This is a genomic window from Algoriphagus sp. SE2 (genome assembly GCF_039563885.1).
GTDB lineage: Bacteria > Bacteroidota > Bacteroidia > Cytophagales > Cyclobacteriaceae > Algoriphagus.
In genome coordinates, this window is sequence record NZ_JBCLWJ010000003.1 from 43,311 (window position 1) to 70,287 (window position 26,977).

General features: G+C 36.9%; 27 protein-coding genes. 19 read left to right on the forward strand and 8 right to left on the reverse strand.

What is annotated here, in order from left to right:
• The first annotated feature begins 70 nt into the window (after positions 1 to 70).
• From AAGF08_RS04345 to AAGF08_RS04380, 8 genes are all read left to right on the forward strand, one after another.
• Entirely contained in the window at positions 71 to 454 is a 384-nt protein-coding gene (locus tag AAGF08_RS04345; RefSeq protein ID WP_343509815.1) for a VOC family protein, read from the forward strand.
• 72 nt (positions 455 to 526) lie between these two features.
• Positions 527 to 1,540: a 3-dehydro-L-gulonate 2-dehydrogenase gene (yiaK, locus tag AAGF08_RS04350; protein WP_343509817.1), complete on the forward strand. Its 1,014-nt coding sequence runs from the start codon at positions 527 to 529 to the stop codon at positions 1,538 to 1,540.
• Positions 1,537 to 2,577, forward strand: a complete 1,041-nt coding sequence (locus AAGF08_RS04355) for a Gfo/Idh/MocA family oxidoreductase (RefSeq protein ID WP_343509819.1) — start codon at positions 1,537 to 1,539, stop codon at positions 2,575 to 2,577. Before yiaK ends, AAGF08_RS04355 begins: the two co-directional genes overlap by 4 nt.
• Positions 2,578 to 2,707: 130 nt before the next feature.
• Positions 2,708 to 3,694: a TRAP transporter substrate-binding protein gene (locus AAGF08_RS04360; RefSeq protein ID WP_343509821.1), complete on the forward strand. Its 987-nt coding sequence runs from the start codon at positions 2,708 to 2,710 to the stop codon at positions 3,692 to 3,694.
• A gap of 24 nt (positions 3,695 to 3,718) precedes the next feature.
• The gene (locus AAGF08_RS04365; protein ID WP_343509823.1) at positions 3,719 to 4,210 is read left to right on the forward strand and encodes a TRAP transporter small permease; all 492 of its coding nucleotides are present in this window, start codon (positions 3,719 to 3,721) and stop codon (positions 4,208 to 4,210) included.
• Entirely contained in the window at positions 4,210 to 5,505 is a 1,296-nt protein-coding gene (locus AAGF08_RS04370) for a TRAP transporter large permease subunit (protein ID WP_343509824.1), read from the forward strand. The genes AAGF08_RS04365 and AAGF08_RS04370 overlap by 1 nt, the downstream gene beginning before the upstream one ends.
• A gap of 121 nt (positions 5,506 to 5,626) precedes the next feature.
• Positions 5,627 to 5,833 carry a hypothetical protein gene (locus tag AAGF08_RS04375; RefSeq protein WP_343509826.1) on the forward strand — a complete coding sequence of 69 codons (207 nt, stop codon included), beginning with the start codon at positions 5,627 to 5,629 and terminating at the stop codon, positions 5,831 to 5,833.
• Complete coding sequence (locus AAGF08_RS04380) at positions 5,823 to 6,089, forward strand: hypothetical protein (protein ID WP_343509828.1); 267 nt, start codon at positions 5,823 to 5,825, stop codon at positions 6,087 to 6,089. Before AAGF08_RS04375 ends, AAGF08_RS04380 begins: the two co-directional genes overlap by 11 nt.
• Before the next feature lie 9 nt (positions 6,090 to 6,098).
• Here the strand turns inward: AAGF08_RS04380 and AAGF08_RS04385 are convergent, their stop codons facing one another.
• The 3 genes from AAGF08_RS04385 to sucD all read right to left on the reverse strand — a co-directional run bounded on the left by AAGF08_RS04385 (position 6,099) and on the right by sucD (position 9,309).
• Positions 6,099 to 7,730 carry an ABC-F family ATP-binding cassette domain-containing protein gene (locus tag AAGF08_RS04385; protein WP_343509830.1) on the reverse strand — a complete coding sequence of 544 codons (1,632 nt, stop codon included), beginning with the start codon at positions 7,728 to 7,730 and terminating at the stop codon, positions 6,099 to 6,101.
• A gap of 110 nt (positions 7,731 to 7,840) precedes the next feature.
• Entirely contained in the window at positions 7,841 to 8,269 is a 429-nt protein-coding gene (locus AAGF08_RS04390; RefSeq protein ID WP_343509833.1) for a hypothetical protein, read from the reverse strand.
• Between the two features lie 158 nt (positions 8,270 to 8,427).
• The gene (sucD, locus tag AAGF08_RS04395) at positions 8,428 to 9,309 is read right to left on the reverse strand and encodes a succinate--CoA ligase subunit alpha (protein WP_343509835.1); all 882 of its coding nucleotides are present in this window, start codon (positions 9,307 to 9,309) and stop codon (positions 8,428 to 8,430) included.
• A 1,601-nt stretch (positions 9,310 to 10,910) separates the two neighbouring features.
• On the opposite strand from sucD, the gene AAGF08_RS20550 reads away from it, so the two are divergent.
• The 5 genes from AAGF08_RS20550 to AAGF08_RS04420 are packed head-to-tail and all read left to right on the forward strand — an operon-like array spanning position 10,911 to position 16,442.
• Entirely contained in the window at positions 10,911 to 12,878 is a 1,968-nt protein-coding gene (locus tag AAGF08_RS20550; RefSeq protein ID WP_353527393.1) for an ATP-binding protein, read from the forward strand.
• A 51-nt stretch (positions 12,879 to 12,929) separates the two neighbouring features.
• Positions 12,930 to 14,105, forward strand: coding sequence for an ATP-binding protein (locus AAGF08_RS04405; protein ID WP_343509838.1), 1,176 nt, complete (start codon positions 12,930 to 12,932; stop codon positions 14,103 to 14,105).
• 1 nt (position 14,106) lies between these two features.
• A complete protein-coding gene (locus AAGF08_RS04410; protein WP_343509840.1) occupies positions 14,107 to 14,739 on the forward strand; it encodes an ATP-binding cassette domain-containing protein in 633 nt (210 codons plus the stop codon).
• Positions 14,736 to 15,971 (forward strand): FtsX-like permease family protein, encoded by a 1,236-nt coding sequence (locus tag AAGF08_RS04415; protein ID WP_343509842.1) that lies wholly within the window; start codon positions 14,736 to 14,738, stop codon positions 15,969 to 15,971. Before AAGF08_RS04410 ends, AAGF08_RS04415 begins: the two co-directional genes overlap by 4 nt.
• Positions 15,972 to 16,004: 33 nt before the next feature.
• Positions 16,005 to 16,442: a hypothetical protein gene (locus tag AAGF08_RS04420; RefSeq protein ID WP_343510193.1), complete on the forward strand. Its 438-nt coding sequence runs from the start codon at positions 16,005 to 16,007 to the stop codon at positions 16,440 to 16,442.
• Positions 16,443 to 16,453: 11 nt separating this feature from the next.
• Here AAGF08_RS04420 and AAGF08_RS04425 read toward each other — a convergent pair whose 3' ends face one another.
• Entirely contained in the window at positions 16,454 to 17,275 is an 822-nt protein-coding gene (locus AAGF08_RS04425) for an aminotransferase class IV (protein ID WP_343509843.1), read from the reverse strand.
• A gap of 125 nt (positions 17,276 to 17,400) precedes the next feature.
• Between AAGF08_RS04425 and AAGF08_RS04430 the strand changes: the two genes are divergently transcribed.
• Complete coding sequence (locus AAGF08_RS04430; protein WP_343509844.1) at positions 17,401 to 17,823, forward strand: hypothetical protein; 423 nt, start codon at positions 17,401 to 17,403, stop codon at positions 17,821 to 17,823.
• On the opposite strand, the gene AAGF08_RS04435 is transcribed toward AAGF08_RS04430, so the two are convergent.
• Genes AAGF08_RS04435 through AAGF08_RS04445 form a run of 3 tightly spaced genes read right to left on the reverse strand, consistent with a single transcriptional unit; the run spans position 17,820 to position 19,460 of the window.
• Positions 17,820 to 18,266: a cytochrome c gene (locus AAGF08_RS04435; RefSeq protein WP_343509845.1), complete on the reverse strand. Its 447-nt coding sequence runs from the start codon at positions 18,264 to 18,266 to the stop codon at positions 17,820 to 17,822. The genes AAGF08_RS04430 and AAGF08_RS04435 overlap by 4 nt on opposite strands.
• Positions 18,263 to 18,916: an SCO family protein gene (locus AAGF08_RS04440; RefSeq protein WP_343509846.1), complete on the reverse strand. Its 654-nt coding sequence runs from the start codon at positions 18,914 to 18,916 to the stop codon at positions 18,263 to 18,265. The genes AAGF08_RS04435 and AAGF08_RS04440 overlap by 4 nt, the downstream gene beginning before the upstream one ends.
• Before the next feature lie 4 nt (positions 18,917 to 18,920).
• Positions 18,921 to 19,460, reverse strand: coding sequence for a CopD family protein (locus AAGF08_RS04445; RefSeq protein ID WP_343509847.1), 540 nt, complete (start codon positions 19,458 to 19,460; stop codon positions 18,921 to 18,923).
• A gap of 54 nt (positions 19,461 to 19,514) precedes the next feature.
• Here AAGF08_RS04445 and AAGF08_RS04450 point away from each other — a divergent pair, with 54 nt between their 5' ends.
• From AAGF08_RS04450 to AAGF08_RS04460, 3 genes are read left to right on the forward strand one after another with little or no spacing between them, the layout of a single operon-like run.
• Entirely contained in the window at positions 19,515 to 19,922 is a 408-nt protein-coding gene (locus AAGF08_RS04450) for a hypothetical protein (protein WP_343509848.1), read from the forward strand.
• Positions 19,919 to 20,911, forward strand: a complete 993-nt coding sequence (gene meaB / locus AAGF08_RS04455) for a methylmalonyl Co-A mutase-associated GTPase MeaB (protein WP_343509850.1) — start codon at positions 19,919 to 19,921, stop codon at positions 20,909 to 20,911. The genes AAGF08_RS04450 and meaB overlap by 4 nt, the downstream gene beginning before the upstream one ends.
• A 6-nt stretch (positions 20,912 to 20,917) precedes the next feature.
• On the forward strand, positions 20,918 to 21,655 hold the full coding sequence (locus tag AAGF08_RS04460) for a DUF4163 domain-containing protein (protein WP_343509851.1): 738 nt from the start codon (positions 20,918 to 20,920) through the stop codon (positions 21,653 to 21,655).
• Positions 21,656 to 21,675: 20 nt separating this feature from the next.
• On the opposite strand, the gene dnaA is transcribed toward AAGF08_RS04460, so the two are convergent.
• Complete coding sequence (dnaA, locus tag AAGF08_RS04465) at positions 21,676 to 23,094, reverse strand: chromosomal replication initiator protein DnaA (RefSeq protein WP_343509852.1); 1,419 nt, start codon at positions 23,092 to 23,094, stop codon at positions 21,676 to 21,678.
• Positions 23,095 to 23,456: 362 nt separating this feature from the next.
• Between dnaA and AAGF08_RS04470 the strand changes: the two genes are divergently transcribed.
• Both AAGF08_RS04470 and scpA read left to right on the forward strand, forming a co-directional pair.
• Positions 23,457 to 24,860 carry a methylmalonyl-CoA mutase family protein gene (locus tag AAGF08_RS04470; protein ID WP_343509853.1) on the forward strand — a complete coding sequence of 468 codons (1,404 nt, stop codon included), beginning with the start codon at positions 23,457 to 23,459 and terminating at the stop codon, positions 24,858 to 24,860.
• Positions 24,857 to 26,977 (forward strand): methylmalonyl-CoA mutase, encoded by a 2,121-nt coding sequence (scpA, locus tag AAGF08_RS04475; protein WP_343509854.1) that lies wholly within the window; start codon positions 24,857 to 24,859, stop codon positions 26,975 to 26,977. The genes AAGF08_RS04470 and scpA overlap by 4 nt, the downstream gene beginning before the upstream one ends.

Sequence of the window (26,977 nt, forward strand, 5' to 3'; positions counted from 1 at the left end):
TTTACTTATCTCGATATTTTCAATATACAACCGATTGCCTTTTCTTTTTTTGATTAAAAAATCCTACAACATGAAATTTGAACACTTTGCCCTTAATGTTCCCGATGTCCAAGCTACTGCTCTTTGGTATGAAGAGCATTTAGGACTTACTGTAAAAAAGAAAATGGTAGAATCTCCATTCATGACTTTTCTGGCAGATGATAGTGGCACAGTGATGCTGGAACTTTACAGCAATCCTAAAGGAGAAACACTTGAGTTTAAAAAACTACACCCCCTTGCAGTTCATTTGGCCTTAGTTTCAGAAGATCCGAAGGCAGATAAAATTAGGTTGATTGCAGCTGGGGCCACTGAATTTTCAGATGATATATTGGAAGATGGATCTCATCTTGTAATGCTTAGAGATCCATGGGGTATTTGTTTACAGCTTTGTAAAAGAGCTAATCCAATGATTTAAATTTGGAATTGGGTAATTCGAATTGCCCAGTTAACTTGTAGAGAACTTTCTATTACTTTTTGCAAAAGAAGAATGAGCGATATCCTGATTCCATTTTCAGAAATATGTCAAAGTTTAACTACTATTTTGAGATCTTACGGATTATCATCCGAACGGGCGGAAGCCTGTGCAACACTTTTTGCAAAAGCTGATTTGGATGGAGTCAGGTCTCATGGGGTAAATAAATTCCTCAAATTTATCGAATTTATCAGGGTAGGGAATGTTAATCCGAGCAATGAACCAGAGCTGGAAGGTAGCATAGGTGTTTTTGAACGTTGGGATGGCCTTCTTGGAGTTGGAAATCTCAATGCTGAGTTTGCTATGTCTCGGGCTATCAAAATATCGGAACAATTTGGAATCGGTTGTGTAGCATTGAAAAATTCCAACCACTGGATGCGTGGAGGTAATTTTGGCTGGCAAGCCGTGGATTCAGGTAAAATCGGGATTTGCTTTACTAACACCAAACCTAATATGCCCGCTTGGGGTGGGAGTGAGCCAGTACTTGGGAACAATCCCTTAGTAATAGCAATCCCAAGAAAAAATGGTCCTGTAGTTTTAGATATGGCTATGTCTCAATTTGCATATGGAAAGCTTGAAAATTATTTACGATCTAATAAAAAAGCACCTTTTCCTGCAGGTTTTGATGAGGATGGTAATCTCATAAATGATCCTGAATCTATTTTAAAAAATGATATGGCTCTGCCGGCAGGATTGTGGAAAGGTGCTGGTCTATCTTTGGTTTTGGATATGCTAGCAGCGACACTTTCAGGAGGGGACAGTACACATCAGGTAAATCGAACAGGTTCAGAAATCGGTGTTTCGCAAGTTTTCCTTTGTTTTGATCCTTTGAAACTTAGGATGGACAAATGGATCGACCATACATGCGATGCTATCATTGAGAATCTTAAAAGTTCAAAAGTATTTGAAGGACAAAAGATCTTTTACCCTGGGGAAAATGTGTTGAATACCAGAAAGAAAAATAAAATACAAGGGATTCCAATAGATAAAAAAGTGTGGAATCAAATTTTAAAGGAATTAGAATCATGAAAAAGTACGGGATAGGAATAATCGGAACAGGTTCAATTGCAATCAAGCATGCTCAAGCTATTGATGAATTAAAGCATGCCGAATTAGTGGCTCTTTTTAACCCAAATAAAAAAAGTGCTGAGCTGGCAAAAGAAAAGTTTCCCGCTCCCGTTCTATCCGATTTTGATGCGTTTTTAAATTTGTCAGATTTAGATATTGTATGTATTTGTACTCCTAGTGGAATGCATTTAGAGCCAGGCCTTGCTGCTGCAAAAGCTGGTAAGCATCTCATGGTAGAAAAGCCAATTGAAATCACTCTTTCAAGAGCCGATGAACTGATTCAGGTCTGTGAGGAGAATGGGGTTCAGTTAGCAGTAATTTTCCAAAATAGATTTTCTGAGGATTACCAAAAACTCAAAAAAGCTGTGGATAGAGGTGTATTTGGTCGGTTGATCATGGGAAATGTCTACGTAAACTGGTTTAGAGATGCAGCGTATTATTCAACCAGTAAATGGAAGGGTACCTTAGCTGCGGATGGAGGGGGAGCCTTAATAAATCAGGGAATTCATACGATAGATCTGCTTTTAGATTTAATGGGAGATGTCAAAAGCGTTTTTGCACAGGTTCAAACAACTTTATACCCTATAGAAGGGGAAGACTTAGGTTTGGGACTAGTGAATTTTAAAAACGGAGCATTGGGTAATGTCAGCTCTGCAACTTCTCTGTATCCCGGATATCCTGAAAGAGTGGAGATTTTTGGTACAGAAGGAAGTGCGATTTTAGAAGCCGGAAAGATTACTGCTTGGAATATCAAAGGTGAAAAGCCCACAGAAATAAATAGTGATTCAGAATCAGGCTCAGGTTCTTCTGATCCAAATGCTATAGGATACCAATTACATCTAAAGCAATGGGAACTCTTTTTAAAAGACATTGAGGAAAATAAAACACCGACAGTAGATGGTAAAACAGCCAGGAAATCAGTGGAGTTAATTCGGGCAATGTACCACTCTTCAAAATTGGAAAAGAAAATTGATTTTCCTTTTAAAGATAAATCCTGAATTATTTTTTAGGTTTTTGAATAAGAAATAACCCGTGTAACAGGAGTTTTAAAACGATTCCGTAAATCATCAGGTATCTAAGTCAGGAAAGACTTATTATTGTTAAATACCTACTAGTTACAATAGACCCATGAAGAGAACCTTTCCTATTTTACTTATTCTTATTTTTTTAGGACTTGTGTCTTATTCCTGTACATCCCCACTTGGTTTTAAAGTAATCAAACTTGGGCATGCTCAAGTTACAAGTCATCCAGTTCATGAAGCCATGCTTTTTATGGCAAAGCAAATTGAGAAAAAATCGGATGGAAAAATTAGAGTTAAAGTATATCCCAATCAGCAGCTGGGTTCAGAAAGAGAGCTTTTGGAACTGCTTCAAATTGGAAGTTTGGGAATGACAAAAGTTTCTGCAGCGGCATTGGAAGGTTTTGCCCCGACTATGCAGGTATTTGGGATGCCCTATTTATTTCGCGATGATGAGCATCAAAGAAAAGTTCTTGAAGGTCCAATTGGAAAGCAATTGTTACTTGACGGAGAGGAGTATTGGCTTAGAGGATTAACTTATTATGATGCAGGTAAAAGAAGCTTTTACACGAAAGACAAGCCTGTAGAAACTCCAGAAGATTTAGCTGGACTTAAAGTAAGGGTAATGGAAAGTGTCACTGCTTCCAACATGGTGAAAGCTTTGGGAAGCTCACCTACTCCCGTTTCTTATGGGGAACTCTATACTGCTTTGCAACAAGGAATTGTAGATGCAGCCGAAAATAATCCTCCTAGTTTATACACCTCAAAGCATTACGAAGTTTGTAAATTTTACAGTTTGGATGAGCATACGGCACTTCCTGATGTGGTTATTATCAGTACCAAAGTTTGGGATAATTTGACGGAAGAGGAACAAAAATGGGTTCAAGAAGCGGCAGATGAATCCGCTATTTATGAATATAAACTTTGGGAAGAATCTTCAGCTGAGTCGATGCGGGAATTAGAAAAAGCCGGTGTGACTATTACATATCCTGACAAAGAGCCTTTCAGAAAAGCTGTAGAAGGTGTTTATGATCAACTGAAAATTGACCAACCTGAAATTTATGAGATAGTACAAGCGATTCGGGAAGTGAAATAAATTAAACCCAAAAAATTGATTCACATGTTTTCATTAAATACAAAATCCAAACTCGATAAAATTATCTCCCATATGTTGGTCATTTTAATGGCTTTGATGGTAATAAATGTGACTTGGCAAGTTGCCTCAAGATATATTTTTAAAGATCCCAGCTCATTTACTGATGAGCTCTCCCGGTATATGATGATTTGGGTTGGAATGCTTGGAGCAGCCTATGTCGCTGGGAAAAATGAGCATTTGGCTATTGATATTTTATTGACAAGTCTCAAGGAAAAAGCTCAGAATAAATTAATGGTTCTGATCAGTTTTTGTATTATGCTTTTTGCGATAGTTGTAATGGTTATTGGCGGATCGAATTTAGTATACATTACTTTTATTTTGGGGCAAAAATCAGCTACCCTTCAGATTCCGCTGGCTTACGTATATTCGATAATTCCCTTTAGTGGAGTTTTGGTGACTTATTACCAGATCGTTTCTATTATTCAATTGTCTCACTCAATTAAAATCGCTGAATAATGGAAACGCTTAGTGTATTAGTACTCGTTTTATCTTTTCTATTCTTCTTAGGTATTGGCGTTCCTGTTGCATGGAGTTTAGGTCTTTCCAGCATGTTTACATTGATGGTAACGGTAGCAAGTATGCCTGCTATTACCACTGTGGCTCAAAGAATGGGGACAGGTCTGGATAGTTTTTCTTTGTTGGCAATTCCGTTTTTTATTCTAGCCGGTGAACTTATGAACCGGGGAGGAATTGCTAATCGATTGATTGAATTTGCAAAAGCCCTTACAGGAAGGCTTCCTGGAGGTTTATTGCATGTAAATGTCATAGCAGCGATGTTAATGGGAGCGATTGCTGGCTCGGCCGTAGCAGCAGCATCCTCAATGGGAGGGATTTTGGGTAAAAGAATGGAAAAAGAGGGGTATCCTAAAGAACTGGGAGCGGCCGTGAATATCACTTCTTCTACCACAGGATTGATTATTCCTCCATCAAATGTCCTTATCGTTTACTCTTTAGCTTCCGGAGGAGTATCAATAGCAGCACTTTTTGTCGCAGGGTATTTGCCAGGACTTCTAGTTGGATTACTGTTGATGATTACTGCTGCGGTGATGGTTAAAATTAAAAAGTTACCATCAGGTGAGACGACTACTTTTAAGCATTTATTTATCACCTTCTGGCATGCTATTCCAAGCCTTTTTCTTTTGGTGGTTGTTATTGGAGGTATAATCGGAGGTGTTTTTACCGCAACTGAGGCATCTGCGATAGCGGTAGTCTATAGTTTGGTACTCACCCTAGTCTACAATGAAATAGGAATTAAAGATCTTCCAGCCGTCCTTTTGAAATCAGCAGAGACAACCGCAGTGGTCATGCTTCTTATTGCTACTTCTATGGCAATGTCATGGGTAATGTCTAGCGAAGAAATTCCACAAAGCATTTCCAATTCACTTCTTTCATTAAGTGATAATATCTTTGTAATTCTAATCATGATTAACGTGCTGCTACTATTTGTGGGAGTTTTCATGGATATGACTCCAGCAGTTTTAATTTTTACTCCGATATTCTTGCCTGTTGTAACTTCTTTAGGAATTGATCCGGTTCATTTCGGAATTATGATGGTACTAAATCTTTGTATCGGACTTTGTACGCCGCCAGTTGGCTCTGTACTCTTCATAGGAGTGGGGATTGCACAAACAACGATTCAAAAAGTGATTAAGCCATTGTTGCCATTTTTCTTCGCCATGATTTTGGCTTTAGTTTTAATCATGATATTCCCTGAGATTTCTCTTTGGTTACCCAGAGTATTTGGATTGTAGTTTTTTGGTGCTGACTCCCCCAAACTGTGTGAAAATACCCTAGATTTCTTCACTGATATTCCTTCTATTATCAAGATTAACTAAATGATAATGAAGGAATAATTTTTGTAATTAGGACGACATGAACTCCATTTTAATTAATCCTAAAAACGAAAAGGAACTCAATTTTATATCTGAGTTATTAGCTAAGTTGGGTGCTAGGTATAAAATTATTACGGCCGAAGAAAAGGAGGATTTAGGTCTTTCACATTTGATGGTGAAAGTGAAGCGTGACGTGGAAATCCCAAAAGAAGAGGTTTTAAAGAAGCTATTGCAACATGAAGACTAGATTTTTAAAATCATTTTTGGAAGACCTTGAACAAATTTCTGATGAGCAGGACAAAATAGAAATTTCGCAAATGATCAAGGTTTGTGAAAAGGCCAAGTTTTTATCAGAAATAGGAACCTTGAAAAAATTGGCAGGATTTAAAAATGTATTTAGAATAAAAAAAGGTAACTACCGAATAGGGCTTTTCATTGAAATAAACGTACTCGTTTTTGCTAGAATTTCTCACAAAAACGAGCTTTATGAAATGTTTTCCTAATAGCGAATTTTAGCGTTCCACCTCTTTTAGATTTTCAATTTTCTTATTTCTTAAAAATCCATTGATATCCTCGAAGTGTTCTTTCACGCGCTTATTTCCAAACTCGAAGACCTTGGTAACCAACCCATCAAGAAAATCTCGATCGTGAGATACAACAACTAAAGTTCCATCAAAAGCCTTCAAAGCATCTTTGATGATGTCTTTGGTTTTCATGTCCAAGTGGTTGGTTGGTTCATCTAGAATCAATAGGTTCACCGGCTCCAAAAGGAGTTTGACCATCGCCAAACGTGTCTTTTCTCCACCAGATAAAACCTTTACTTTCTTATTGATATCGTCACCTTTGAACATGAATGCGCCTAAGATATCTTTGACTTTCGTTCTAACCTCACCAACAGCGATTTGGTCGATAGTTTCAAAAATACTTAAGGTTTCATCAAGTAGAGAGGCCTGATTCTGGGCGAAGTAACCAATCATTGCATTGTGGCCTAACTCGCACTTCCCCTCGAAATCAATTTCTCCCATAATCGCTTTGATCATTGTAGATTTTCCCTCTCCATTTTTTCCAACAAAAGCGACTTTTTGACCGCGTTCTATAGTCATTGAAGCATTTTTAAAAACTATATGATCATCATAGCTTTTGCTCATTTCATCTACAATCACAGGGTAATTACCGGATCTAGGAGAAGGAGGGAATCGAAGTTTTAAAGCTGAAGTATCCACTTCATCCACTTCAATTATTTCCATTTTCTCAAGCATTTTTACTCGGGATTGCACCTGCAGCGTTTTGGAATAGGTTCCTTTGAAACGATCTATGAATCCCTGTATGTCAGCAATCGTTCTCTGTTGTTCTTCGTAATGTTTCTGCTGCTGCTCGCGACGCTCTTTTCTGAGTTCAAGGTAATGACTGTATTTAGCTTTGTAATCGTAAATACGGCCCATTGTCACCTCTATGGTGCGAGTTGTGATGTTGTCTACAAATGCTCTATCATGTGAAATAACAACAACAGCTTTGGCTTTAGTCATCAGGAAATCTTCAAGCCACTGAATCGATTCGATGTCAAGGTGGTTTGTAGGCTCATCAAGTAAAATTAAATCAGGGTTTTGTAAAAGGATTTTTGCCAATTCAATCCGCATTCTCCATCCTCCAGAAAACTCCGAAGTCAATCTGGTAAAATCCTCCCGTTCGAATCCAAGACCCAAAAGTACTTTCTCAACTTCTGCCTCATAATTAACTTCCTCAATGGCATAAAATTTTTCACTCAATTCAGAAACCTGCTCAATCAATTTGTAATAATCCTCGGACTCATAATCAGTTCTCACTGTCAGTTCTTCATTGATCCGGTCAATTTCTGATTTCATATTTAGATAGCTTGCAAAAGCTTTGGAAGTTTCCTCCATTACCGTACAATCATCTGTAGCCAATAAATGCTGTGGTAAGTAAGCAATAACAAAATCTTTAGGCGCAGATACGGATCCAGAAGAAGGTTTAGTTTGACCGGCAATGATCTTTAGAAGGGTCGATTTACCAGCTCCGTTTTTGCCCATCAAAGCGATTTTGTCTGTTTCATTAATGGCAAAAGAAACATTGCTAAAGAGAGTGGAGCCGCTGTGAATTACCGCTACGTTATCTACTGAAATCATAATTATATGAATTGAAGCGGCAAAGGTAGATTTTTAAAGCTTAAATCAGAAATGAAATCAAAAAGCTATCCTGAATTTGATGAGGATAGGTTGAAAAGTTACCGGTATTCCTAATTTCCTGCTTTAACTGAGATTTCAAGAGTAAAATCAGCAGTTTCATTTCTTCTTGCTGCACTTCGCATGAGATAGACTCTGATTTTTTGATCCCCACTTTTTTCTAAAATCCCATGAAAGTTATTTTCATCCATTGATGAATTGGAGAATGCGACATAATCCTCTCCAGGAGCCATCAGATTGAAATAATTAGAAGAATTCGAACTAGTGAATTTTATATCCAAGGTTTGCCCTTCTTTCGCATTGATAACATAATCTATTGTTTGATACCCTTTTATTTTCCCTTTAATCACAGTGGACGATTTTCCTTTTTCAAATTCAAACTTTTTGACTTGTATTTCTTCTTGTGAAAATGACTGAAATGGAGTCGAGAGAAGCAAAAAGAGAAATAAGCACCTGTTGAATGATCGGGAAGGAATAATCATAATTTCTGAAAATTTATTCTGTTGGAAGTTTAAAGGAAATTAGAAAAAATAATTTAAGAATCACGTGTGATTAAATTGAGAGAACAAAAAAACCGCCCCGAAATTAATCGAAGCGGTTATCTAAATACTGACATCAAAAATCCGATATCTTTTATTAATTAAGCATCTACGCCCAAAGCTTTCGCCATTGTAGCACCGATCTCTGCTGGAGACTCTGCTACGTGAATTCCATTTTCTCTCATGATTCTCATTTTTGCAGCTGCAGTATCATCTGCTCCACCAATTATGGCGCCGGCATGGCCCATTCTTCTTCCCGGAGGTGCGGTTTGTCCTGCGATGAACCCTACTACAGGTTTTTTGTTTCCAGTCTCTCGGATCCATTTTGCTGCTTCAGCTTCATAGTTACCACCGATCTCACCGATCATGACGATAGCCTCGGTCTCTGGATCTTCCATTAATAACTGAACAGCTTGTTTTGTAGAAGTCCCGATGATTGGATCACCGCCAATACCAATTGCTGTAGAGACACCTAATCCAGCTTTTGCAACCTGATCAGCTGCTTCATAAGTCAAAGTACCAGATTTTGAAACAATACCAATCTTTCCTTTTTTGAATACGAAGCCAGGCATAATTCCAACTTTTGCCTCCCCTGGAGTGATAACGCCTGGGCAATTTGGTCCAATTAAAGTGGCTCCTCTTTCTACGATGTAAGGTTTAGCTTTCATCATATCAGCCACAGGAATACCCTCAGTGATAGCAATGATTACTTTGATACCTGCATCTGCAGCTTCCATAATTGCGTCAGCTGCAAAAGCTGGCGGAACAAAAATGATGGACGTATCAGCTCCAGTTTTATGGACAGCTTCTTCTACAGAATTGAAAACAGGTTTATCCAAATGAGTGGATCCACCTTTTCCCGGAGTTACACCACCGACTACGTTAGTTCCGTACTCGATCATTTGCTGTGCGTGAAAAGAGCCTTCTGACCCGGTGAACCCTTGTACGATCACCTTGGAATTTTTATTTACTAGTACACTCATGATGCGATTTCTAAAGTTTGGCACAAAAATAAAAGAATCAGGTCGCTGACAAAAGAAATGAAGAACATTATCTAGGTAATTTGACGACGAAATACTTTTTATATCTTAGGCTTCAAAAGTACACCTATAAAATGAAATTCTTTCTTTCTCTGATCATTTGTTTTGGTTTATCCAACTTAGCTAGGGCCCAGAATTTCAAATATAACGCTCAACTGAGGGGTGTTAAGCTCCCTGTGCAGAATGTTTTGCAAATAGATCAAGACAGTTTAGGAAGGATGTGGTTTTCAACTCCCATGGGGGTTTACTTTTCTGATGGTATAGAGACTTTTTCACTTCCTGACTCTGTTTTAAAGGAATTCAACTATAGAGTTTCAATTCATATTGATGACGATGGGATCGTTTGGCTCTATAATTCTACAGGAATGCCGCGTCTCATTAAAGGGGGGTACGGGGAGTGGGAATTTATAGATATGGAAGTTCAATTTCGGGATAAGTTTAGCTCGGGAATTAGTTTTTTTACCATTGGAAAAGGTAAAAACAAAAAATTCTATTTGGATACCAAGTATCAATTATTGCATTGGACCAATGAAAATAATGAAAAAGTATTAATTGATCGAGCTTATGCAAAATATGGTCAATTGGGCTCTATCAACGAGCTTATTCAAGGAAGGACATTCTTTTTTTTCGAAAATGGGGTTTTTACCGATATTAATGGAAAACTGGAGCCAGTTCAGCTAGGGGGAATTCAACTTCCATCATCTCCTTTCATTGTAAAAAGAAACGAATCAAGCAATTTATTCTATTTTCTTGGTAGGGAATATCTGGCTGTAGGAGAGGATCCTTTATCACCTAGTAAAATCTTAGATCAGAATTTTTCCGCACAAAAATACTCTTCTCTTGATTTTTATGATTTGTTTTTTGATCAAGAGGCCGTGCTTTATCATTTTAACTCCCAGCTTTTCAAATACTCAAAGCAATACAGATTTCCTTTATTGATAGATTTAAGTGATGAGCTTCGTGTTTATTCTATTAATAAATCTATGATAGATAGGGAAGGAATACTCTGGGTTGGTACAAGTCGTGGTTTAGTAAACTTCATTAGTCTGGCTTTTCAAAATTATGGTGTAAACCAAACTACTTTGATGGCGGAGGAAGTGACAGCAATCGGAAAATTAAATGAGGGTGAATACCTTTTTGGTTTTAATAATGGGATTCAAAAATATTCCAGGCTTGCGGTAAAGACAGTATTAAGGGATTCCTTTCCTGATGGCAACCCAAATGGGAGAATTGTGAATTTTGCAAATGATGGAAACGGCACGATCTGGTTTTCTTCGAATTGGAGTGGTGTTGGAAAATATGATATAGAAAGTGAAAAAATAAATCTGTTTCCACCTCCTCCAGATGTAAATATTTCATTTGTAAAAGTTGAGGGTGATTCTTTAATAATTACTGGACCGAAAAATATATATATCTATAAAATTGGAAGTAGTACCTCAAGGCTTTATTCAAATGATATTAACAGTTCTGTAGAAGAATTACTGCAGGATGATAACTTTTATATGCGAAAAGCTGGCAAGCTTTCGGATGGGAGATTAATGATCATGAAAGCTGGCCAAACATCAAATGAAAAGCCATTTCATGAGAATGATCAATTACTCATAAAAGATGGATATGATTTTTTAGAACTTAAGCCAAATCGGATTTTATTTGGAACAGAAACGGGGCTAAAAATTCTTGAAGGGGATAGTATAGCACCTTATTATATTGATGGACAAGAAATAAACAGGCCTGTTTATGCAATTCTAAAAGACAGTCAAGATAGACTTTGGGTTGGTACAGACGATGGGGTCTTTTTATTAGAGGGCAACATTCTAACTCATTTTAATGAAAAGAATGGATTGATAGGAAATGAGATTAACAGAGGAGCATTGTTAGAGGCTTCCTCTGGAAGAGTAATGATTGGTACTTTGAAAGGTTTCTCTCTGTTTTTTCCAGAAGAAAAATCAGAAATTAAAAGTGCACCAAGTGTAATATTTAATAACATAATTCTCGATTCATTAAAATTAGATACCAATGAGCAGCATGAAATTCCTTTTGCAAAAAATTCTTTTGAGATAGATTATTCTGCAATTGGATTTAATCAGGTAAAAGACCTTTGGGTGCATTATAGAATGAATCCAAGTGAAAGTTGGAATGTTATTAAAGATCCCAAAACAACTTCTATTTTTATTTCAAACCTCCCTTACGGTAACTATCAAATTGAATTAAAAGCGTCTTATGAAGGCGAAAACTTTTCCGAAACCGTTGTTTCTCAACCTTTCATTATTTTAAAACCTATCTATCTACAAACTTGGTTTATTTTGTTATGGGTATTGTTTTTAATAGGCTTGGGTATCTTAATCAACAAGTTTTACCAGCAACTACAGAAAGTTGGTGTATTGAAATCAGCTTTCGACCAAAAAACGAAAGAAAAGCAAATTGCGGAAGTGCAGTTTAAAAATGTTTGGAGCAGTTCCAAAGATGGGTTGATGCTAACTCTAGATGGAGAAAAAATAGTGACCGTAAATCCAAGTTTTTCCCAATTAGTAAACAAGGAAATATCCGAATTGGAAAATACAATGGTCGTGGATTTATTTAGCTATTCAGAGTATTATACGAAGTATTTGAAGTCCTTTCTGAAACGTATAATTAAGAGAAAATCTACCGGATTCACGTATGAAAGTGTAGTTCCATGGAAATCAGGCAATTTGGAAATGGAGGTATTTTCTATCCTTATCCAAGAGAATTTTGATGGTAAAAATCTGATTCTAAGTGTTTTCAGAGACCTTTCTTCAAAGAAGGCTATCGAACAAAAATTAAGGGATGCCAAAGAGAAAGCAGAGCAGGCAAACCGATATAAGACGAGTATGCTCTCCAATATTAGTCATGAAATTCGAACACCATTGAATGGGATAATTGGTGGGGCAGAACATATTATCATGATGAGGCAAGATGACCCTGAATTGGTTTCACAATTGGATATTATCCTTAAAAGTGGAGAGAGGCTTTTAAATACAATTACTTCTATTTTAGATATTGCCAAAATTGAGGCAAATAAAATGAATGTAGTCTACTCGGATACAGAGATAAATGAGTTTTTAGCTACTATAATTACTCCATTGAAAAATCTTGCCATGAGAAAAGGTTTGTCGGTCAAAACTGTTTTTCTCAAAACCCCATTTTATGGCAAGATAGATAGACGATTTATGGAAATGATCGTAAATAACTTGATCAGTAATGCCTTAAAGTATACAGATAGCGGAGAAATAAAGTTAACAGTGGATAAGAGAAAAAATAATATTCTGTTATCTATTGAAGACACCGGAGTAGGTATGTCTGAAGACTTTTTAAGAAAAGCATTTCAACCATTTGAACAGGAAAGCACTGGTAACCAGCGATTATATGAAGGGACTGGTTTAGGTTTGAGTATTACTAAAAACTTGGTTTCTCTCCTTAATGGAGAAATACTTCTTCAAAGTTCAAAAAATGCAGGTACTATTGTGACAATAGAAATCCCATTGCCAGAATGATAAAATTTGTAATTTCGATCTTGAAAAGATTTTTAAAGCCCTCCATCACGAATGTTTAGTCTAAAAATTCTCATAGTAGAAGATGATTCTGTTTCCGCTTTATTATTAAAAAAAGCACTTGAAAAAAACAATCATGATATAATCGGAATAGCAGATTCTGGAGAAAAAGCCCTTGATATTTTAGAAGAAAACATGGCGGATATCGTCATGATGGATATCAACTTGGCTGGGGAATTGGACGGTATTAAAACCACCGAGATCGTAAATGAGAAATATGATATTCCTGTAGTTTATTTAAGTGCAAGTTCTGATGCAGAGACTTTAAACAAGGTGGTTGGAACTAATCCAAGTGCTTATGTCATAAAGCCTTTCAATATTCGGGAATTAAATATGGTGATTGAACTTGCCATTTTTAAAGACCGTAAAGAAAAGGAGCTTCAAAAGCTTAATAATGAACTTGAAGAAAAAGTAAGGCAACGAACTGCTGATTTGCATGAAGCGAATAAAGAGTTGACTAAAGCCTTGGAAAAAGAGCGAGAAATAAATGAGCTAAAATCCAGAATTGTACTTAATGTATCTCACGGTTTCAAAACTCCATTAACCTCGATATTAAGCTCTGCCCAATTATTACAGATTTATGCTGAGAAGGATCATCCATTTAAAGCGAAAATTGCAAAACATGCTTCAAAAATCGAAAATTCGGTAAGAGCCTTGAATAATCTCTTGACAAGTGTTTTATTCTTTGGTAAAGCAGATGCAGACAAGATGGAATTTAAGCCTAAAAAGATGTATTTGGGAGCTTTTGTGAAGGAAGTTCTTGACACGGTAAAGGCAGGAATAGAAAATGATGTTTCTATAAAAGTAAATCTTGGAAACCTTCCCAAAACAATTGTTTCAGATTATGATTTACTTTATCAGGTTTTTGAAAATTTGCTATCAAATTCAGTCAAATACTCCAAAGACGGTGATATAGTAAATTTCAGTTTAGAATTTGAGGATCAAAAATTGAAAGCATCTTTTACAGATCATGGGATCGGTATCCCAAAAAAAGAGCAGGTACAACTCTTTGAAAGGTTTTTCAGAGCCCACAATGTTGGAATCAGAGAAGGTTCCGGATTGGGGCTTGCGATCGTCAAAAAATGTTTGGAGGTTTTAAAAGGGGAAATTTCCTTTGAAAGCGAAGAAAATAAAGGGACAACTTTCTATGTGTCAATCCCAGTTAACTGATATGCTTTTAAGGACAACAGACTTAACTTTTACTCACCCAGGTCAAAAGGCAATCCGATTTGATAATATAGAACTCAGTGAAGGTGAAAGCTTGTTGATTTTAGGAAAATCGGGGAGCGGAAAAACAACGTTGCTTAATTTATTATCAGGCCTCTCAGCACCGGATACGGGTGAGGTAGTCATTAATGGCCAGGATATTTCTAATTTATCCGGTCAAAAATTGGATCAGTTTAGAGGTCAAAATATTGGAATAGTCTTTCAAAAACCACATTTATTGGCACCGTTATCTGTTTTGGAGAATCTTCGGATGGCAAATTTTTTCAGCAAAAAGAAAAATGAAAAATTGAAGCAAATCCTAATTGATTTAGGACTTTCTGAAAAAATAAATTCATCCACCTTGACATTAAGTGAAGGAGAAGCCCAACGTGTTTCAATTGCTAGAGCTTTGGCAAATGAACCCAAATTGATTCTTGCGGATGAGCCAACCTCAAGCTTGGATGATGAAAATGCTGAGAAAGTGATTCAGATGTTAAAGGAACAATCGAAGAAAATTGGAGCTGCTTTGATTATAGTCACGCATGATCAAAGGGTGAAAAATCATATTCCAAAATTTATAGAAGTCAAATCCTCATGAACCTAATCAAGCTGAGCTGGAAGTATTTGATATTTCGTCCTTTTTCTACAGGCTTGAATGTCATTTTGTTGGCTTTAGGTCTTGCTATTATTACAGTTCTTTTGCTTATGCAAGATCAGCTGGAAAAGAAAATGAATGAAGATGCAGCAGGAATTGATTTGGTGGTAGGTGCCAAAGGGAGCCCGTTGCAATTAATTCTTTCTAGTGTCTATCATATTGATTTTCCCACAGGGAATATTGATTTGGAAGAGGCTAGAAATTTAGGCAGGAATCGGTTGGTAAAAAATACCATTCCTTTGGCTCTTGGCGATAATTACCAGGGTTTCAGAATAGTTGGGACCAATCTAGACTACCTTGAATTGTATCAGGTAGATTTTGAAAGTGGGAAGCCTTGGTCCAAGGCTTTTGAGGTAGTTTTAGGATCGGAAGTTGCCTCTAGACTGGCCTTGAAGGAAGGAGATGAGTTTCTTGGAAGCCATGGAATAAGTGAAGGGAGCCATGATCATGAAGCTAATTATTTTCATGTTTCAGGTGTATTGAAATCCAAAGGAAATGTAGTGGATCGATTGATACTGACAAGTATTGAATCTGTATGGCTTACTCATGAGGAAAGTGAAGATTCTGAAAAAGTGGACCAATCCATTTCAAGCGAAATTACTCTGCATGGTCTACCTGAATCGGATGAACCTAAAGAATTAACAACTCTTTTAGTTCAATACAGAAATCCAATGGCTGCTATTCAGCTTCCGAGATTTGTGAATAGTAGAACAAATATGCAGGCGGCTTCGCCTTCTTTTGAAATGTCCAGATTGTTCGAATTATTTGGTGTAGGAATTAGCATGCTTAAAGGCCTTGCCTTTGTTTTAATTGGAATATCGGGACTCGGGATTTTTATTGCTCTGTACAATTCACTTAAGGATAGAAAATATGATTTGGCTATTTTAAGAGCTATTGGAGCTTCAAGAATTCAACTGGTTCTATTGATCTTTATGGAGGGTTTTATCTTAACTTTCCTAGGAGCTCTTATTGGGATTTTGATAGGGCATAGCTTTTTGGCTCTAATCATTTCACAAAACCAAACAGGAGTTATGGTAAGCCTTCAACCTTGGATTTTCTTAAAAGCCGAACTTTGGGTGGTAGCTTATGCGTTAGTAGTAGGAGTTTTGGCATCTGTTATTCCTGCTTTGACAGCTTATCAAACAAGTATTGCAAAGCAGCTAACAAAGGCTTAAATAGCAATCAAATTATCAACGAAAGGGAAAATGATGAAGAAAATAGTTTTTGGGCTACTTAGCTTAATTTTGTTTTTTACAGCAAATGCGTATTCTCAGGAGAAAAATGTGTGGAAAAGCCTTTCAGATGTTTCTTATAAAATAAGTGAAGACCAGTTTGGGGAGCTTTATGTTCCAGTGTTTTCTGAGGAATCAAAAAAACTAGAAGGAACTGAGGTAGAAGCTGATGGATATATTATTCCTTTTGAGGGCATGTTTAAGCCAGAACATATTATTCTGTCTAGTTTACCCTTGGCTGAATGCTTCTTTTGCGGTTCAGGAGGACCTGAAACAGTTATGGAAGTAATGCTAACAGATCCGATTAAATATACATCTAAGCGGGTTAAGGTAAGAGGAAAGCTAGTTCTTAACGGAGATGACCCCGAAAAATTGATGTATATTCTCAAAGACGCCAGGTTGATCTTAGAATAATAAACTCCCTTTTAATAGGAGTTTTCTTTTTCTAGTAATTTGAATTTTTCCAGTAAATCTAAAGAAATGGGTCCAGGCTTGCCATTCCCGATTTTGTGTTCGTCTATCTGAGTTACGGGTAACAAGATTTTAGTTGTACTCGAAATAAATGCCTCTTCAGCCTCAAACACTTCCGATAAGGTAACTGGTCTGATATCCACTTTTTCAGTGAGCTGTAAAATATGCTTTCTCGTAATTCCTAATAGGATATCTTTGTTTGGAGTAATTACCTTTCCCTCTTTGACAATAAAGAAATTACTTCTTGAACTTTCACTCACAAAACCGTCTCTGTGGTACAAAGCATCTTCGGCTCCTTCTTTTTTCCAACGTATACTATCCCAAACTGATAATGCGTAATTAGTAGTTTTGATATCAGCGATTGGTCTTACATAGTCCAAACTTAGAAGTTTAATACCATTACTATATTTTTCTTCACTGGGAAATAAAAGAGTTTCAGGAAAAATAAAAAGCTTGCCCTTAGCGGGAGAAAAATGATTATCTGAAAGTCCACCGCTCAATACCATTCGGAACCCACCTTGTTCCATATCATTTTTATCAGTGAGTTCTTTGATAATCTGTTTTAGTTCTTCCCGATTGTAAGCTAAAGGAAGGTATGTTTTTTCTGCTGAAGTTATAAACCGATCTAAATAATGGTCTAAAAATAGAGGCTTGTAATTAACAGACCGGAAAAAGTCAAAAATCCCATACCCTCGGATTAATCCAAGGTCCATCGGGTGAATGGTAGCGTTTTTTGATTCTATTATTTCTCCGTCAGCAAAGCAAAATGGTTTCATTCGATCTTATTTTTATGATCTTAAAATTACGGGTTACTTTCTTTAATTCTTAATTTTTAAAAGTCTTATATTCTTATATTAAAAAAAGAATAAATAGTACCTTTACATCAAATATTACTTTAATCATGACGAGATATATTCCTTTTTTAACTATTGTGTTATTACTACTCATGAACTCCTGTGGACCAAGTGTTCAGGATGAGAATTTAGAAATGCGTAAAAAGATTATTTCGATTCATGATGAGGTGATGCCTCTTATGGGAAAATTGAAGGGGCTTGAAAAAAAAGCAAATCAAGAGATCGAAAGTCTCCAGCAAGAAGAGAACCCAGATACTGCTAGAATTGAAGAGTTAAGAGCATTGGCAATTGATTTGGATGCAGCATATGAAGGAATGTTTGATTGGATGCACCAATATGATGCATTAGATGGTGATAAAACCCAAGAAGAAATTAAAATTTATCTTGACAAGCAATTAATTAAAGTGACCGAAGTCAATGATCAGTTTAAAGAAGTATTGGCTAAGTCAAACCAAGTATTTCCTGACTAAAGAGAAGGTTTAGTTTTCAAGAATTTTTCTACTTCCGAAGAAGTAATTTTCCCTTCTTCCAACCCCCAAATATTTAAAAGATAAGTAGTTATTTGAGCTAGTTCCAATGGGGTTAATCTAGGGCTTGCAGGCATTTCCTGATTATAGATTTGTCCATTAACTGTAATTTCTCCCTTTTGTCCATATTTCATAATCCAAATGGCTCTATGAATATCAGCTTTGAAATAGTCAGAGTTTTTTAGAGGAGGAATTAGTTTACCTAGACCTTTCCCATTGCTTTGATGGCAGTTAGCACAATGATTTTCATATAGAGTCTTGCCTGCAATGGCATATTGCATGACTTCAGGATTAGAAATTTTTGCCAAAGTATTCTCATCATTGGAAGATTTAGGTGCGCAGGAGATGAGAAAAAGAACGGACAAAAACGGAATCAAATTTTTCATTCCCCGAGAATTTTTGGGATGTCATTTATTAGTCGGTCTACTTGATCAGCTTTTGTACCATCATATACTCCACGGATTCGACCTTTTTGATCGATCAACAAGAAAGCGCCGCTATGTAGGAAGCCTCCTGCCTCATTTTGATCTTCCATTGCCGTAGTTAAATAACTCGTTTGTCCAATTTCAAATATTTTTTCAGAATCACCTGTTAAGAAATTCCAAGTCGAGGCATCTGGGATCCCAAGTTTCACCGAATAATCTTTTAAAACTTCTTGCGTATCATGTCTTGGGTCAATGGAATGGCTTAAAATCTTGAAGTTTGGATTGCTTCCATAGGTTTCATAAACCCTGAGCATTTCCTTTTTCATGATTGGGCAAATAGTAGGGCAAGAAGTGAAAAAGAAATCAGCTACATATACTTTACCTGCGACATAAGAATTTGAAACAGTATCTCCATCCTGATTTACAAAAGCGAAATCTGCAATTTTATGGTAAACTGTATCTTTTAGAATTTTACCCTCAATTTCAATTTCATCGACGTGATAATTTCCTAGGATTGGTAATACTTCAGATTCAACATTTGATTTAGAATTGCACTGCCAAAATGTTGCTGCCAATAAAATTGAAAATGGTATGATTCCTTTAAATTTCATTAGATCAAGAATTTTTGTTTCGGAATTTTTTATAAATTCTAATTGCTATCATTAAGGTAATACCTAAACCTATCAGCCCTAACAATCCCCAAACCATACTGAGCGTATTTTTAAGGACGATTAAGAAAACAATTGCAAAGAGAAGAAGCGTTGAAACCTCATTCCATATTCTCAACTGAGTAGAGGTCCATCTAGTTCTTCCAGATTGCAATTCTTTGAATATTTTATGACAACCGAAATGATAAGCATATAAAAGCAAAACAAAAGCTAATTTGGCATGCATAAACCCCAATTCTAAATAACCCATTCGGTAACTTAGCACCCAAGTGCCCAGGATTAATGTAATAATCGCAGAAGGCCAGGTGATGATATACCATAGTCTTGAAGCCATTAGGTCCAATTGCGGTTTTAGAATTGCGCGTTCTGTATCAGGCCTTTCCATTACTTCCGTCTGATAAATAAATAAACGGACAATATAGAAAAGGCCTGCAAACCAGGTGACTACAAATATGATATGTAAGGCCTTGATGTACTCGAAACTCATTGTCAGAATTTTCGGCTAAATTAAGGCCTAAACCTTGTAAACCCTCTAAAGTTCTTGAAAAGCTCAAAATTGATTTTCTATTTATTGACCGGAGTGGTCATTTTTCTGGTTGTTTGGATCGGAAAAGAAAGTTTTACTCAGCCAGGACTAGATCAGTTTGAAGGAAAGTACAAAATGCTGTCAAGTTTCAGGAATGAAAATAATACGGGACCTGTAGTTCGTATTATTTCTGTGAAGTCGTTAGATCCAAATAAAGAATGGATGAAATCTTTCGGAGATATGCAGCCTCATACCAAATATGGAAGAACATTGGTGTTTTTCTTTTCTGATGAGGTTGATCAGGAAATCAGCCTTTCCCCAACCGATCCGTATTTCACTTCAGGCTTGAAGCCTTATGTTTTGGCTACTTATGAAAAAGGGCCTATGGGGGATGTTAAATTTATAGATGGCTATCCAGAATGAAGAAAAGACTTAGCCTAGAGGACTATAAATCTGGTGTCTTAAATGGGAACCGAGTCAGACTAAGCCAAGCTATCACTTTGGTGGAGAGTAGGCTTGAGCAAGATTCAAAATTGGCGTCTGAGTTAGTTCAGGAAATTTTACCTCACACCGGAAAATCTATTAGGATCGGTATAACCGGAGTCCCCGGCGTCGGTAAAAGTACTTTTATAGAGTCTTTTGGGAACCTGTTACTTGAAAAAGGTAAAAGACTGGCTGTGTTGGCAGTGGATCCCAGCAGTCAGAAAAGTAAGGGAAGTATTTTGGGGGATAAAACCAGAATGGAAAAACTTGCCGCTGATAAAAAGGCTTTTATTCGTCCAAGCCCTGCAGGATTTACGTTAGGAGGGGTCGCTGCCAAGACCAGGGAGACTATTTTACTCTGCGAGGCAGCTGGATTTGACGTAATATTGGTGGAAACCGTCGGGGTAGGGCAGTCCGAAACTACGGTCAAAAGTATGGTGGATTTCTTCCTATTATTAGTTTTGGCAGGAGCCGGGGATGAGCTTCAGGGAATTAAGAAAGGAATTATGGAGATGGCGGATGGAATTGTGATCAATAAAGCTGAAGCTGATAATATGTCTGCAGCAAAAAGAGCAAAAGTAAATTATCAGAACGCTTTGCATTTATTCCCAAAAACTGAGAGTGGCTGGATTCCTCCCGTATTAACAGCTTCTTCTATTACAAAAGCCGGGCTAGAAGATATTTGGAATATGATTTCAGAATATGAAGCTATTACTGTTGAATCTGGGTTTAAGGAAGAAAATAGGTCTCAACAAAGAATTAAGTGGCTTGAAGAAAATCTTCAGTTTCTCTTAAGCAATAGATTTTTCCAAAATTCAATGATAAAAAAGAAATTATTAGAAGAAAAGCCAAAAGTTCAGTCTGGAGAAAAAAGTCCTTTGGCTTTGGCTAGAGAATTGATTGAAATATTTTTTGATAACTCTAAATAAACCCAGATGAGATTAAAGTCATTTTTATTGGTTTTCTTGCTTTTGGCATGTTCCAGTCCCGAAAACAAGAACCGAGAGTTACCATTGTCTTCAGAAGAACTTTCCGTTCAGGGTTGTGTTGAAGAAAGTTGTGCAGAAGTAAAGATAACCTGGCCTTTGGTATCAGAAGATAAAGTTGGAGGAAAGATTAATCAAGTCATCCTAACAAATTTGACTGCTTATTTTAGGCAAGATTCTGTCTTCGCAGATTTGCAATCGGCTGCGGAAGATTTTGTGAATTCTTATGTGGATTTTAAAAACGATTTCCCTGATGCTTCTGGTGATTGGAATGTTGAATTAACAGTAGAAAAAAGCTATGAATCAGATTCTTTGATCAGCTTTAAAATTTCGGAGTTTAATTTTTCTGGAGGAGCTCACCCCAATTCAAGCATAAATTTCTTGACCTTTGATAAGTTTAATGGTGAATTGATGACTGAGGAAGATTTTATCCTGGATAAGAAAGTTCTACTGGATAAAACTGAAAAGGCTTTTCGGGAATATCATCAAGTACCTGATTCCATTTCTTTATCAGAGGATGGCCAGTTTTTTCTTCCTGAAGGAGAATTCTTTTTGCCAAATGCTATTGGCTTTGAGGATGGGGATTTGAAATTAATATATATTCCTTATGAAATAGGTCCTTATTCACTTGGGTACACCACACTGGGATTTGACTTAAATGAATTGGAGGGAGTAGTAAAAAAGTAATTTTTTATTCGATCTAAATTCTAGTAAGACCTCATCTTGAATTTCTTTTTCAATTCATTGACAGCATTTCTAAAGGAACTATCAGTTTCCATCAAATCATTTACCGTTTGTACGGCATGTATTACAGTGGAGTGATCTCGACCTCCAAAATGATACCCTATGGATTTTAAGGAATGATTCGTAAACTCTTTTGAAAAATACATAGAAACCTGCCTTGCAACCACGATTTCTTTTTTACGGGTTTTTGCTTTCAAATCTTCTAAAGCAATTCCATAATATTCAGAAACTGTCTTCTGAATATATTCTATACCTACTTCAGTCTCTATATCCTTGATGATGTTTTTCATCACGGTTTTAGCGAGCTCCAAACTTATCTCTACTCGATTTAATGAAGCATGAGCAATTAAAGAAATAAGAATTCCTTCAAGCTCTCTTACATTTGTATCGACAGTATATGCCAAATATTCCACTACATCTACAGGAATAATTATTCCCTCAGACTGCATTTTCCTTCGAATAATTGCTACTCTGGTTTCGAAGTCAGGCATTTGCAAGTCCGCTGTCAATCCCCATTTAAATCTAGAAAGCAATCGTTCTTCCAACCCTTTCAAATCTCTGGGAGGGCAATCCGAAGTCATGATAATTTGTTTCTTGTTTTGATGTAAGTGATTGAAGATATGGAAGAACATTTCCTGGGTTCTGTCTTTTCCTGCAAGAAATTGGATATCATCAATGATCAACACATCTACCTGCATATAAAAATTTGTAAAGCTTTTCACGTTTCCATCCTTGATAGAATCCATGAATTGGTTTACAAATTTTTCTGAAGAAACATATAGTACAAACTTGTCTTCAGGGCCGTTTTTTATTTCGTTACCAATTGCTTGTACCAAGTGAGTTTTTCCTAATCCAACTCCTCCGTAAACCATCAAAGGATTGAAGGAGGTGATACCAGGTTTGGTAGCAACTGCAAATCCAGCAGATCTCGCCAACCTGTTACAGTCACCTTCTATGTATGCGCTGAAAGTATAGTTTGGATTAAGATTACTTTTTGTTAAAGCTTCTGCATCCAATGATTTCATCTCAAATGGAGTTCTTTGTTCTTCTGCCTGAGAAGTAGCTCCTTTTTTGCCATTATTCCCTTGGGGGTAGGAAACCACATAAGGTTGATTAGAGGAATTGCCACGATCTACAACAACAGCATACTCAAGCCTTCCTCCTTGGCCTAAAGTCGTTTTAATGGCAAGTTTTAAAACCTGCACATAATTATCCTCCAGCCACTCGAAAAAAAACTGACTTGGAACTTGAATTGTAAGGTTAGTTCCTTCGAGTTTTACTGGATTAATCGGTTTAAACCAAGTTGAAAAGCTTTGCTCATTGACGTGTTGTTCGATCACACGTAAACATTCATTCCAAACGGCGCTAGCTTCTGAACTCATTAGTGAAGATTTCTGAAAATCTGATGGACCCTGAGATAATTGGGGTACCAAATTTGGAGAAAATTAAGGTAAATAAAAAATTCAATTAGGCTTGAAAAAGTGATTTTTTTATCCATTCACATTAAAATAAGAAAATGAAATTTTGATCTCAAAAATCATCGTTACTTTTTAAAAACTCTTTGCTTATGGAAAAACAGGTTCAATATTATCCTGACTATGATTTTGAATATACATAAATCAATAATTTGGATATGAAAAATGAGCTTCCTATCCTTTCTCCAAGAATTACTGGTATTCTTTTCTAAATGGTTATTTTTGAATAGAAATAAATAAATTTTTAGATTTTAAAAGAAAGCCCAATAATGACAGAAGAATCTTTTTACAATTTTCCCCAATCCAATAAACAAGACTGGATCGAAAAGGTACAAAAGGACTTGAAAGGCAAAGATTTTGAAGAAAATTTACTAACCAAGGTTTGGGGAGGATTGGATATAATGCCATTATATTCCGCAGAAGATTTAGGCTCTCCGAGCTATTCCTTTAGGTACCATGAAAAAACCAAATTACCTGGGCTTCCTCCAAGAATTTGGAATAACGTGGTCTCATTTTTTCCGAAAGATGAGAAGAAGTCAAATCAGGAAATTATTTATTCTTTAAATAATGGAGCTGATGCAATTGCTCTTCACTTAAGTGGGGAAGAAAATCTAAATCAGATTTTAAAAGGGGTGATGACTGAATTTATCCATCTTTATTTTATACCCCTAGGTCCTCCAAAACAGCTTTATGAGCAGGTTTTAGAATGGATCAAATCCCTTCAGATCAAGCCTTCTATGCTAAGGGGAGCTGTATTATGGTCCCCAACTTCAGAATTATTTCAAAGAGAAAGCGATTTTTCGGAAAGCATTAAACTTGGTGCGGAAATGATCGAACAATTTTCTCCTTTTAGGGAATTTTTCCCAATGACACTAGATATTGCCAAATACGCTGAATCCGGCGCTAATGGTATTCAGCAACTATACCTTGGTTTAGGAGAGATGATTGAAATGATGGACTCATTTGTATCAAAAGCAGTTTCTCCAGCTATGTTATTTGATAATTTCGCTTTTCATGCAAGCGCCGGCGAATTATTGTTTCCTGAAACTTCAAAATTGAAGGCATTTAGGCTTTTGTTAGTGGAGTTAGCTAGCAATATGGGGCAGAAGATATCTTTTGAATCCCTTCACCTAATAGTGTCGACAAGTACGTTCAGCAATTCTTTGATAGATAAAAACTCAAATTTAGTCCGAAAAACATATGAAACGATGTCCGCTATTCTTGGTGGTTGCAATTCTGTCTGGGTAAAGCCATTAAATGAAAAAACTGCTTCAGAACTTGAAAAAAGAATCGCGAGAAATATTTCACCAATACTTAAAGAGGAGAGTTTTCTTGATAAAGTAATGGATCCCGCTGCAGGCTCCTTTTATATAGAAAGTTTGATAAATGAAATAAAACATAAGGTTTTAAGTCACCTTGAGCTATTAGAGGATGAGGGAGGCTGGTTGAAAAACTTTAATTCTAGAAAAATTCATCAATTAGTCAGGAGTGAAAGAAGAAAAGTCCAGGAACTGTTTCTGGAAGGCGAATGCATAAAAGTTGGGGTAAATAAATATGAATCAAAAAATGGTTTGATCAGTAGAAACCTTGAGGATTTTGAAGAAACGGAATTTGAATTGAAGCCGACAAGAGCTACTTATTTATTAGAAAGAAAGAAATTTGAAAATATATGAGACCTGATATAAAGAATTGGCAAAGCAGCTCTTTGGATGGAGAAAAACAGGTTTCGGGTGAAGTTTGGGATTCAGCGGAAGAGATTCAGGTTCCTTCTGAGTTTGTCCCAGATAAGATATTAAACCTGCCTCATATTCATTTTACTGCAGGATTACCTCCTTTTTTGCGAGGTCCCTATAGTACCATGTATAGCATGCGACCATGGACCATTCGACAATATGCAGGCTTCAGTACAGCAGAAGAATCTAATGCTTTCTACAGAAAAAATTTAGCTGCGGGGCAAAAAGGTCTTTCTGTAGCATTTGATTTGGCAACTCATCGAGGCTATGATTCTGATCATCCAAGAGTGGTTGGAGATGTTGGAAAAGCAGGAGTTGCCATCGATTCGGTAGACGATATGAAAATTCTTTTTGATGAGATCCCTTTGGATCATATGTCCGTTTCGATGACAATGAATGGAGCCGTGATTCCAATTCTGGCATTTTATATTGTGGCAGCAGAGGAACAGGGAGTAAAACCTGAGGAACTTAGTGGTACCATACAAAATGATATTCTAAAAGAATTCATGGTTAGGAACACGTATATCTATCCTCCACAGCCTTCCATGAAAATAATTGCTGATATATTTGAGTTTACAGCAGCTAAAATGCCAAAATATAATTCGATTTCTATCTCAGGCTATCATATGCAAGAAGCAGGAGCTACTGCAGATCTGGAATTGGCTTACACATTGGCTGATGGCTGGGAATACCTCCGAACAGGAGTAAAAGCAGGTTTAGACATTGATAATTTTGCTCCTAGAATTTCATTTTTTTGGGGTATAGGCATGAATCATTTTATGGAAATCGCCAAAATGAGAGCTGCTAGAATGCTTTGGGCTAAAATCGTTAAAAAATTCAATCCAAAATCCAGTAAATCCCTCGCGCTTCGTACTCATTGTCAGACATCTGGCTGGTCTCTCACGGAGCAAGACCCTTTCAATAATGTAACAAGAACTGCTATCGAGGCACTTGCCGCAGTAATGGGGGGTACTCAGTCACTCCATACCAACTCTTTGGATGAGGCAATTGCTTTGCCTACGGATTTTTCTGCGAGAATCGCCAGGAATACCCAATTGATTTTGCAGAATGAGACAGGTATTACAGATGTTGTTGATCCTTGGGGAGGTTCTTATTATGTGGAATATTTGACGGATCAAATTGCAAAAAGAGCCTGGGAGTTGATTGAAGAAGTGGAAGAATTAGGCGGGATGGCAAAAGCTATTGAAGAAGGCTTGCCCAAACTTAGAATTGAGGAAGCAGCTGCGAAAAAGCAGGCTAGAATAGATAGCGGGAAAGATATTATTGTAGGTGTAAATCGCTATCAAGTGGAGGAGGAATCAGATGTGGAGGTGAGAGATGTTGATAATCAAGCTGTTAGAGAATCCCAGATCGCTAGGCTCAAAGAATTGAAGGCAAAAAGAAATCAAGAAGAGGTCCATAAAAGTCTTCAAAAGTTGACCGAGGTAGCACGTTCTGAAAAAGGTAATTTACTTGAAATTGCTATTGAGGCAGCAAGAAAAAGAGCTACTTTAGGAGAAATCTCTGATGCTATGGAAGTTGTTTTTGGAAGACATCAGGCACAGACCAAATCTATCACTGGAGTTTATGCAGCAGAAGTGAAAAATCAGGAATCTTTTCAAAAAGCTATTGCGCTTTCCGATCAATTTGCTGAAATGGAGGGCAGAAGACCCCGGATTATGATTGCCAAAATGGGACAGGATGGTCATGATCGTGGTGCGAAAGTAATTGCTACCGGTTTTGCAGATTTGGGATTTGATGTAGATATCGGTCCGCTTTTTCAGACTCCAGAGGAAGTTGCTGAGCAAGCCATAGAAAATGATGTACATGTTGTTGGGGCTTCATCTTTGGCAGCAGGCCATAAAACATTAGTCCCTCAATTGATCGAGGCCCTGAAAGATTTAGGAAGGCCAGATATTATGGTGGTAGCAGGAGGCGTCATTCCAGCTAAAGATTACGATTTTCTTTTCAACGCAGGGGTGACCGATGTTTTTGGTCCAGGAACGGTACTTTCCGAAGCTGCAATAAAAATCCTTACTAAGTTGATGGCAGACTGA

Excerpts from the sequence above, each read along its gene's own strand:
- AAGF08_RS04370 (WP_343509824.1), top strand. The coding sequence starts at position 4,210 with ATGGAAACGCTTAGTGTATTAGTACTCGTTTTATCTTTTCTATTCTTC.
- AAGF08_RS04415 (WP_343509842.1), top strand. The coding sequence starts at position 14,736 with ATGAACCTAATCAAGCTGAGCTGGAAGTATTTGATATTTCGTCCTTTT.
- AAGF08_RS04360 (WP_343509821.1), top strand. The coding sequence starts at position 2,708 with ATGAAGAGAACCTTTCCTATTTTACTTATTCTTATTTTTTTAGGACTT.
- AAGF08_RS04355 (WP_343509819.1), top strand. The coding sequence starts at position 1,537 with ATGAAAAAGTACGGGATAGGAATAATCGGAACAGGTTCAATTGCAATC.
- AAGF08_RS04405 (WP_343509838.1), top strand. The coding sequence starts at position 12,930 with ATGTTTAGTCTAAAAATTCTCATAGTAGAAGATGATTCTGTTTCCGCT.
- AAGF08_RS04390 (WP_343509833.1), bottom strand. The coding sequence starts at position 8,269 with ATGATTATTCCTTCCCGATCATTCAACAGGTGCTTATTTCTCTTTTTG.
- AAGF08_RS04375 (WP_343509826.1), top strand. The coding sequence starts at position 5,627 with ATGAACTCCATTTTAATTAATCCTAAAAACGAAAAGGAACTCAATTTT.
- yiaK (WP_343509817.1), top strand. The coding sequence starts at position 527 with ATGAGCGATATCCTGATTCCATTTTCAGAAATATGTCAAAGTTTAACT.
- AAGF08_RS04385 (WP_343509830.1), bottom strand. The coding sequence starts at position 7,730 with ATGATTTCAGTAGATAACGTAGCGGTAATTCACAGCGGCTCCACTCTC.
- meaB (WP_343509850.1), top strand. The coding sequence starts at position 19,919 with ATGAAGAAAAGACTTAGCCTAGAGGACTATAAATCTGGTGTCTTAAAT.
- dnaA (WP_343509852.1), bottom strand. The coding sequence starts at position 23,094 with ATGAGTTCAGAAGCTAGCGCCGTTTGGAATGAATGTTTACGTGTGATC.
- AAGF08_RS04365 (WP_343509823.1), top strand. The coding sequence starts at position 3,719 with ATGTTTTCATTAAATACAAAATCCAAACTCGATAAAATTATCTCCCAT.
- AAGF08_RS04435 (WP_343509845.1), bottom strand. The coding sequence starts at position 18,266 with ATGAAAAATTTGATTCCGTTTTTGTCCGTTCTTTTTCTCATCTCCTGC.
- AAGF08_RS04445 (WP_343509847.1), bottom strand. The coding sequence starts at position 19,460 with ATGAGTTTCGAGTACATCAAGGCCTTACATATCATATTTGTAGTCACC.
- sucD (WP_343509835.1), bottom strand. The coding sequence starts at position 9,309 with ATGAGTGTACTAGTAAATAAAAATTCCAAGGTGATCGTACAAGGGTTC.
- AAGF08_RS04410 (WP_343509840.1), top strand. The coding sequence starts at position 14,107 with ATGCTTTTAAGGACAACAGACTTAACTTTTACTCACCCAGGTCAAAAG.
- AAGF08_RS04420 (WP_343510193.1), top strand. The coding sequence starts at position 16,005 with ATGAAGAAAATAGTTTTTGGGCTACTTAGCTTAATTTTGTTTTTTACA.
- AAGF08_RS04380 (WP_343509828.1), top strand. The coding sequence starts at position 5,823 with ATGAAGACTAGATTTTTAAAATCATTTTTGGAAGACCTTGAACAAATT.
- AAGF08_RS04425 (WP_343509843.1), bottom strand. The coding sequence starts at position 17,275 with ATGAAACCATTTTGCTTTGCTGACGGAGAAATAATAGAATCAAAAAAC.
- AAGF08_RS04460 (WP_343509851.1), top strand. The coding sequence starts at position 20,918 with ATGAGATTAAAGTCATTTTTATTGGTTTTCTTGCTTTTGGCATGTTCC.
- AAGF08_RS04430 (WP_343509844.1), top strand. The coding sequence starts at position 17,401 with ATGACGAGATATATTCCTTTTTTAACTATTGTGTTATTACTACTCATG.
- AAGF08_RS04470 (WP_343509853.1), top strand. The coding sequence starts at position 23,457 with ATGACAGAAGAATCTTTTTACAATTTTCCCCAATCCAATAAACAAGAC.
- AAGF08_RS04440 (WP_343509846.1), bottom strand. The coding sequence starts at position 18,916 with ATGAAATTTAAAGGAATCATACCATTTTCAATTTTATTGGCAGCAACA.
- AAGF08_RS20550 (WP_353527393.1), top strand. The coding sequence starts at position 10,911 with ATGAAAGCTGGCCAAACATCAAATGAAAAGCCATTTCATGAGAATGAT.
- AAGF08_RS04345 (WP_343509815.1), top strand. The coding sequence starts at position 71 with ATGAAATTTGAACACTTTGCCCTTAATGTTCCCGATGTCCAAGCTACT.
- scpA (WP_343509854.1), top strand. The coding sequence starts at position 24,857 with ATGAGACCTGATATAAAGAATTGGCAAAGCAGCTCTTTGGATGGAGAA.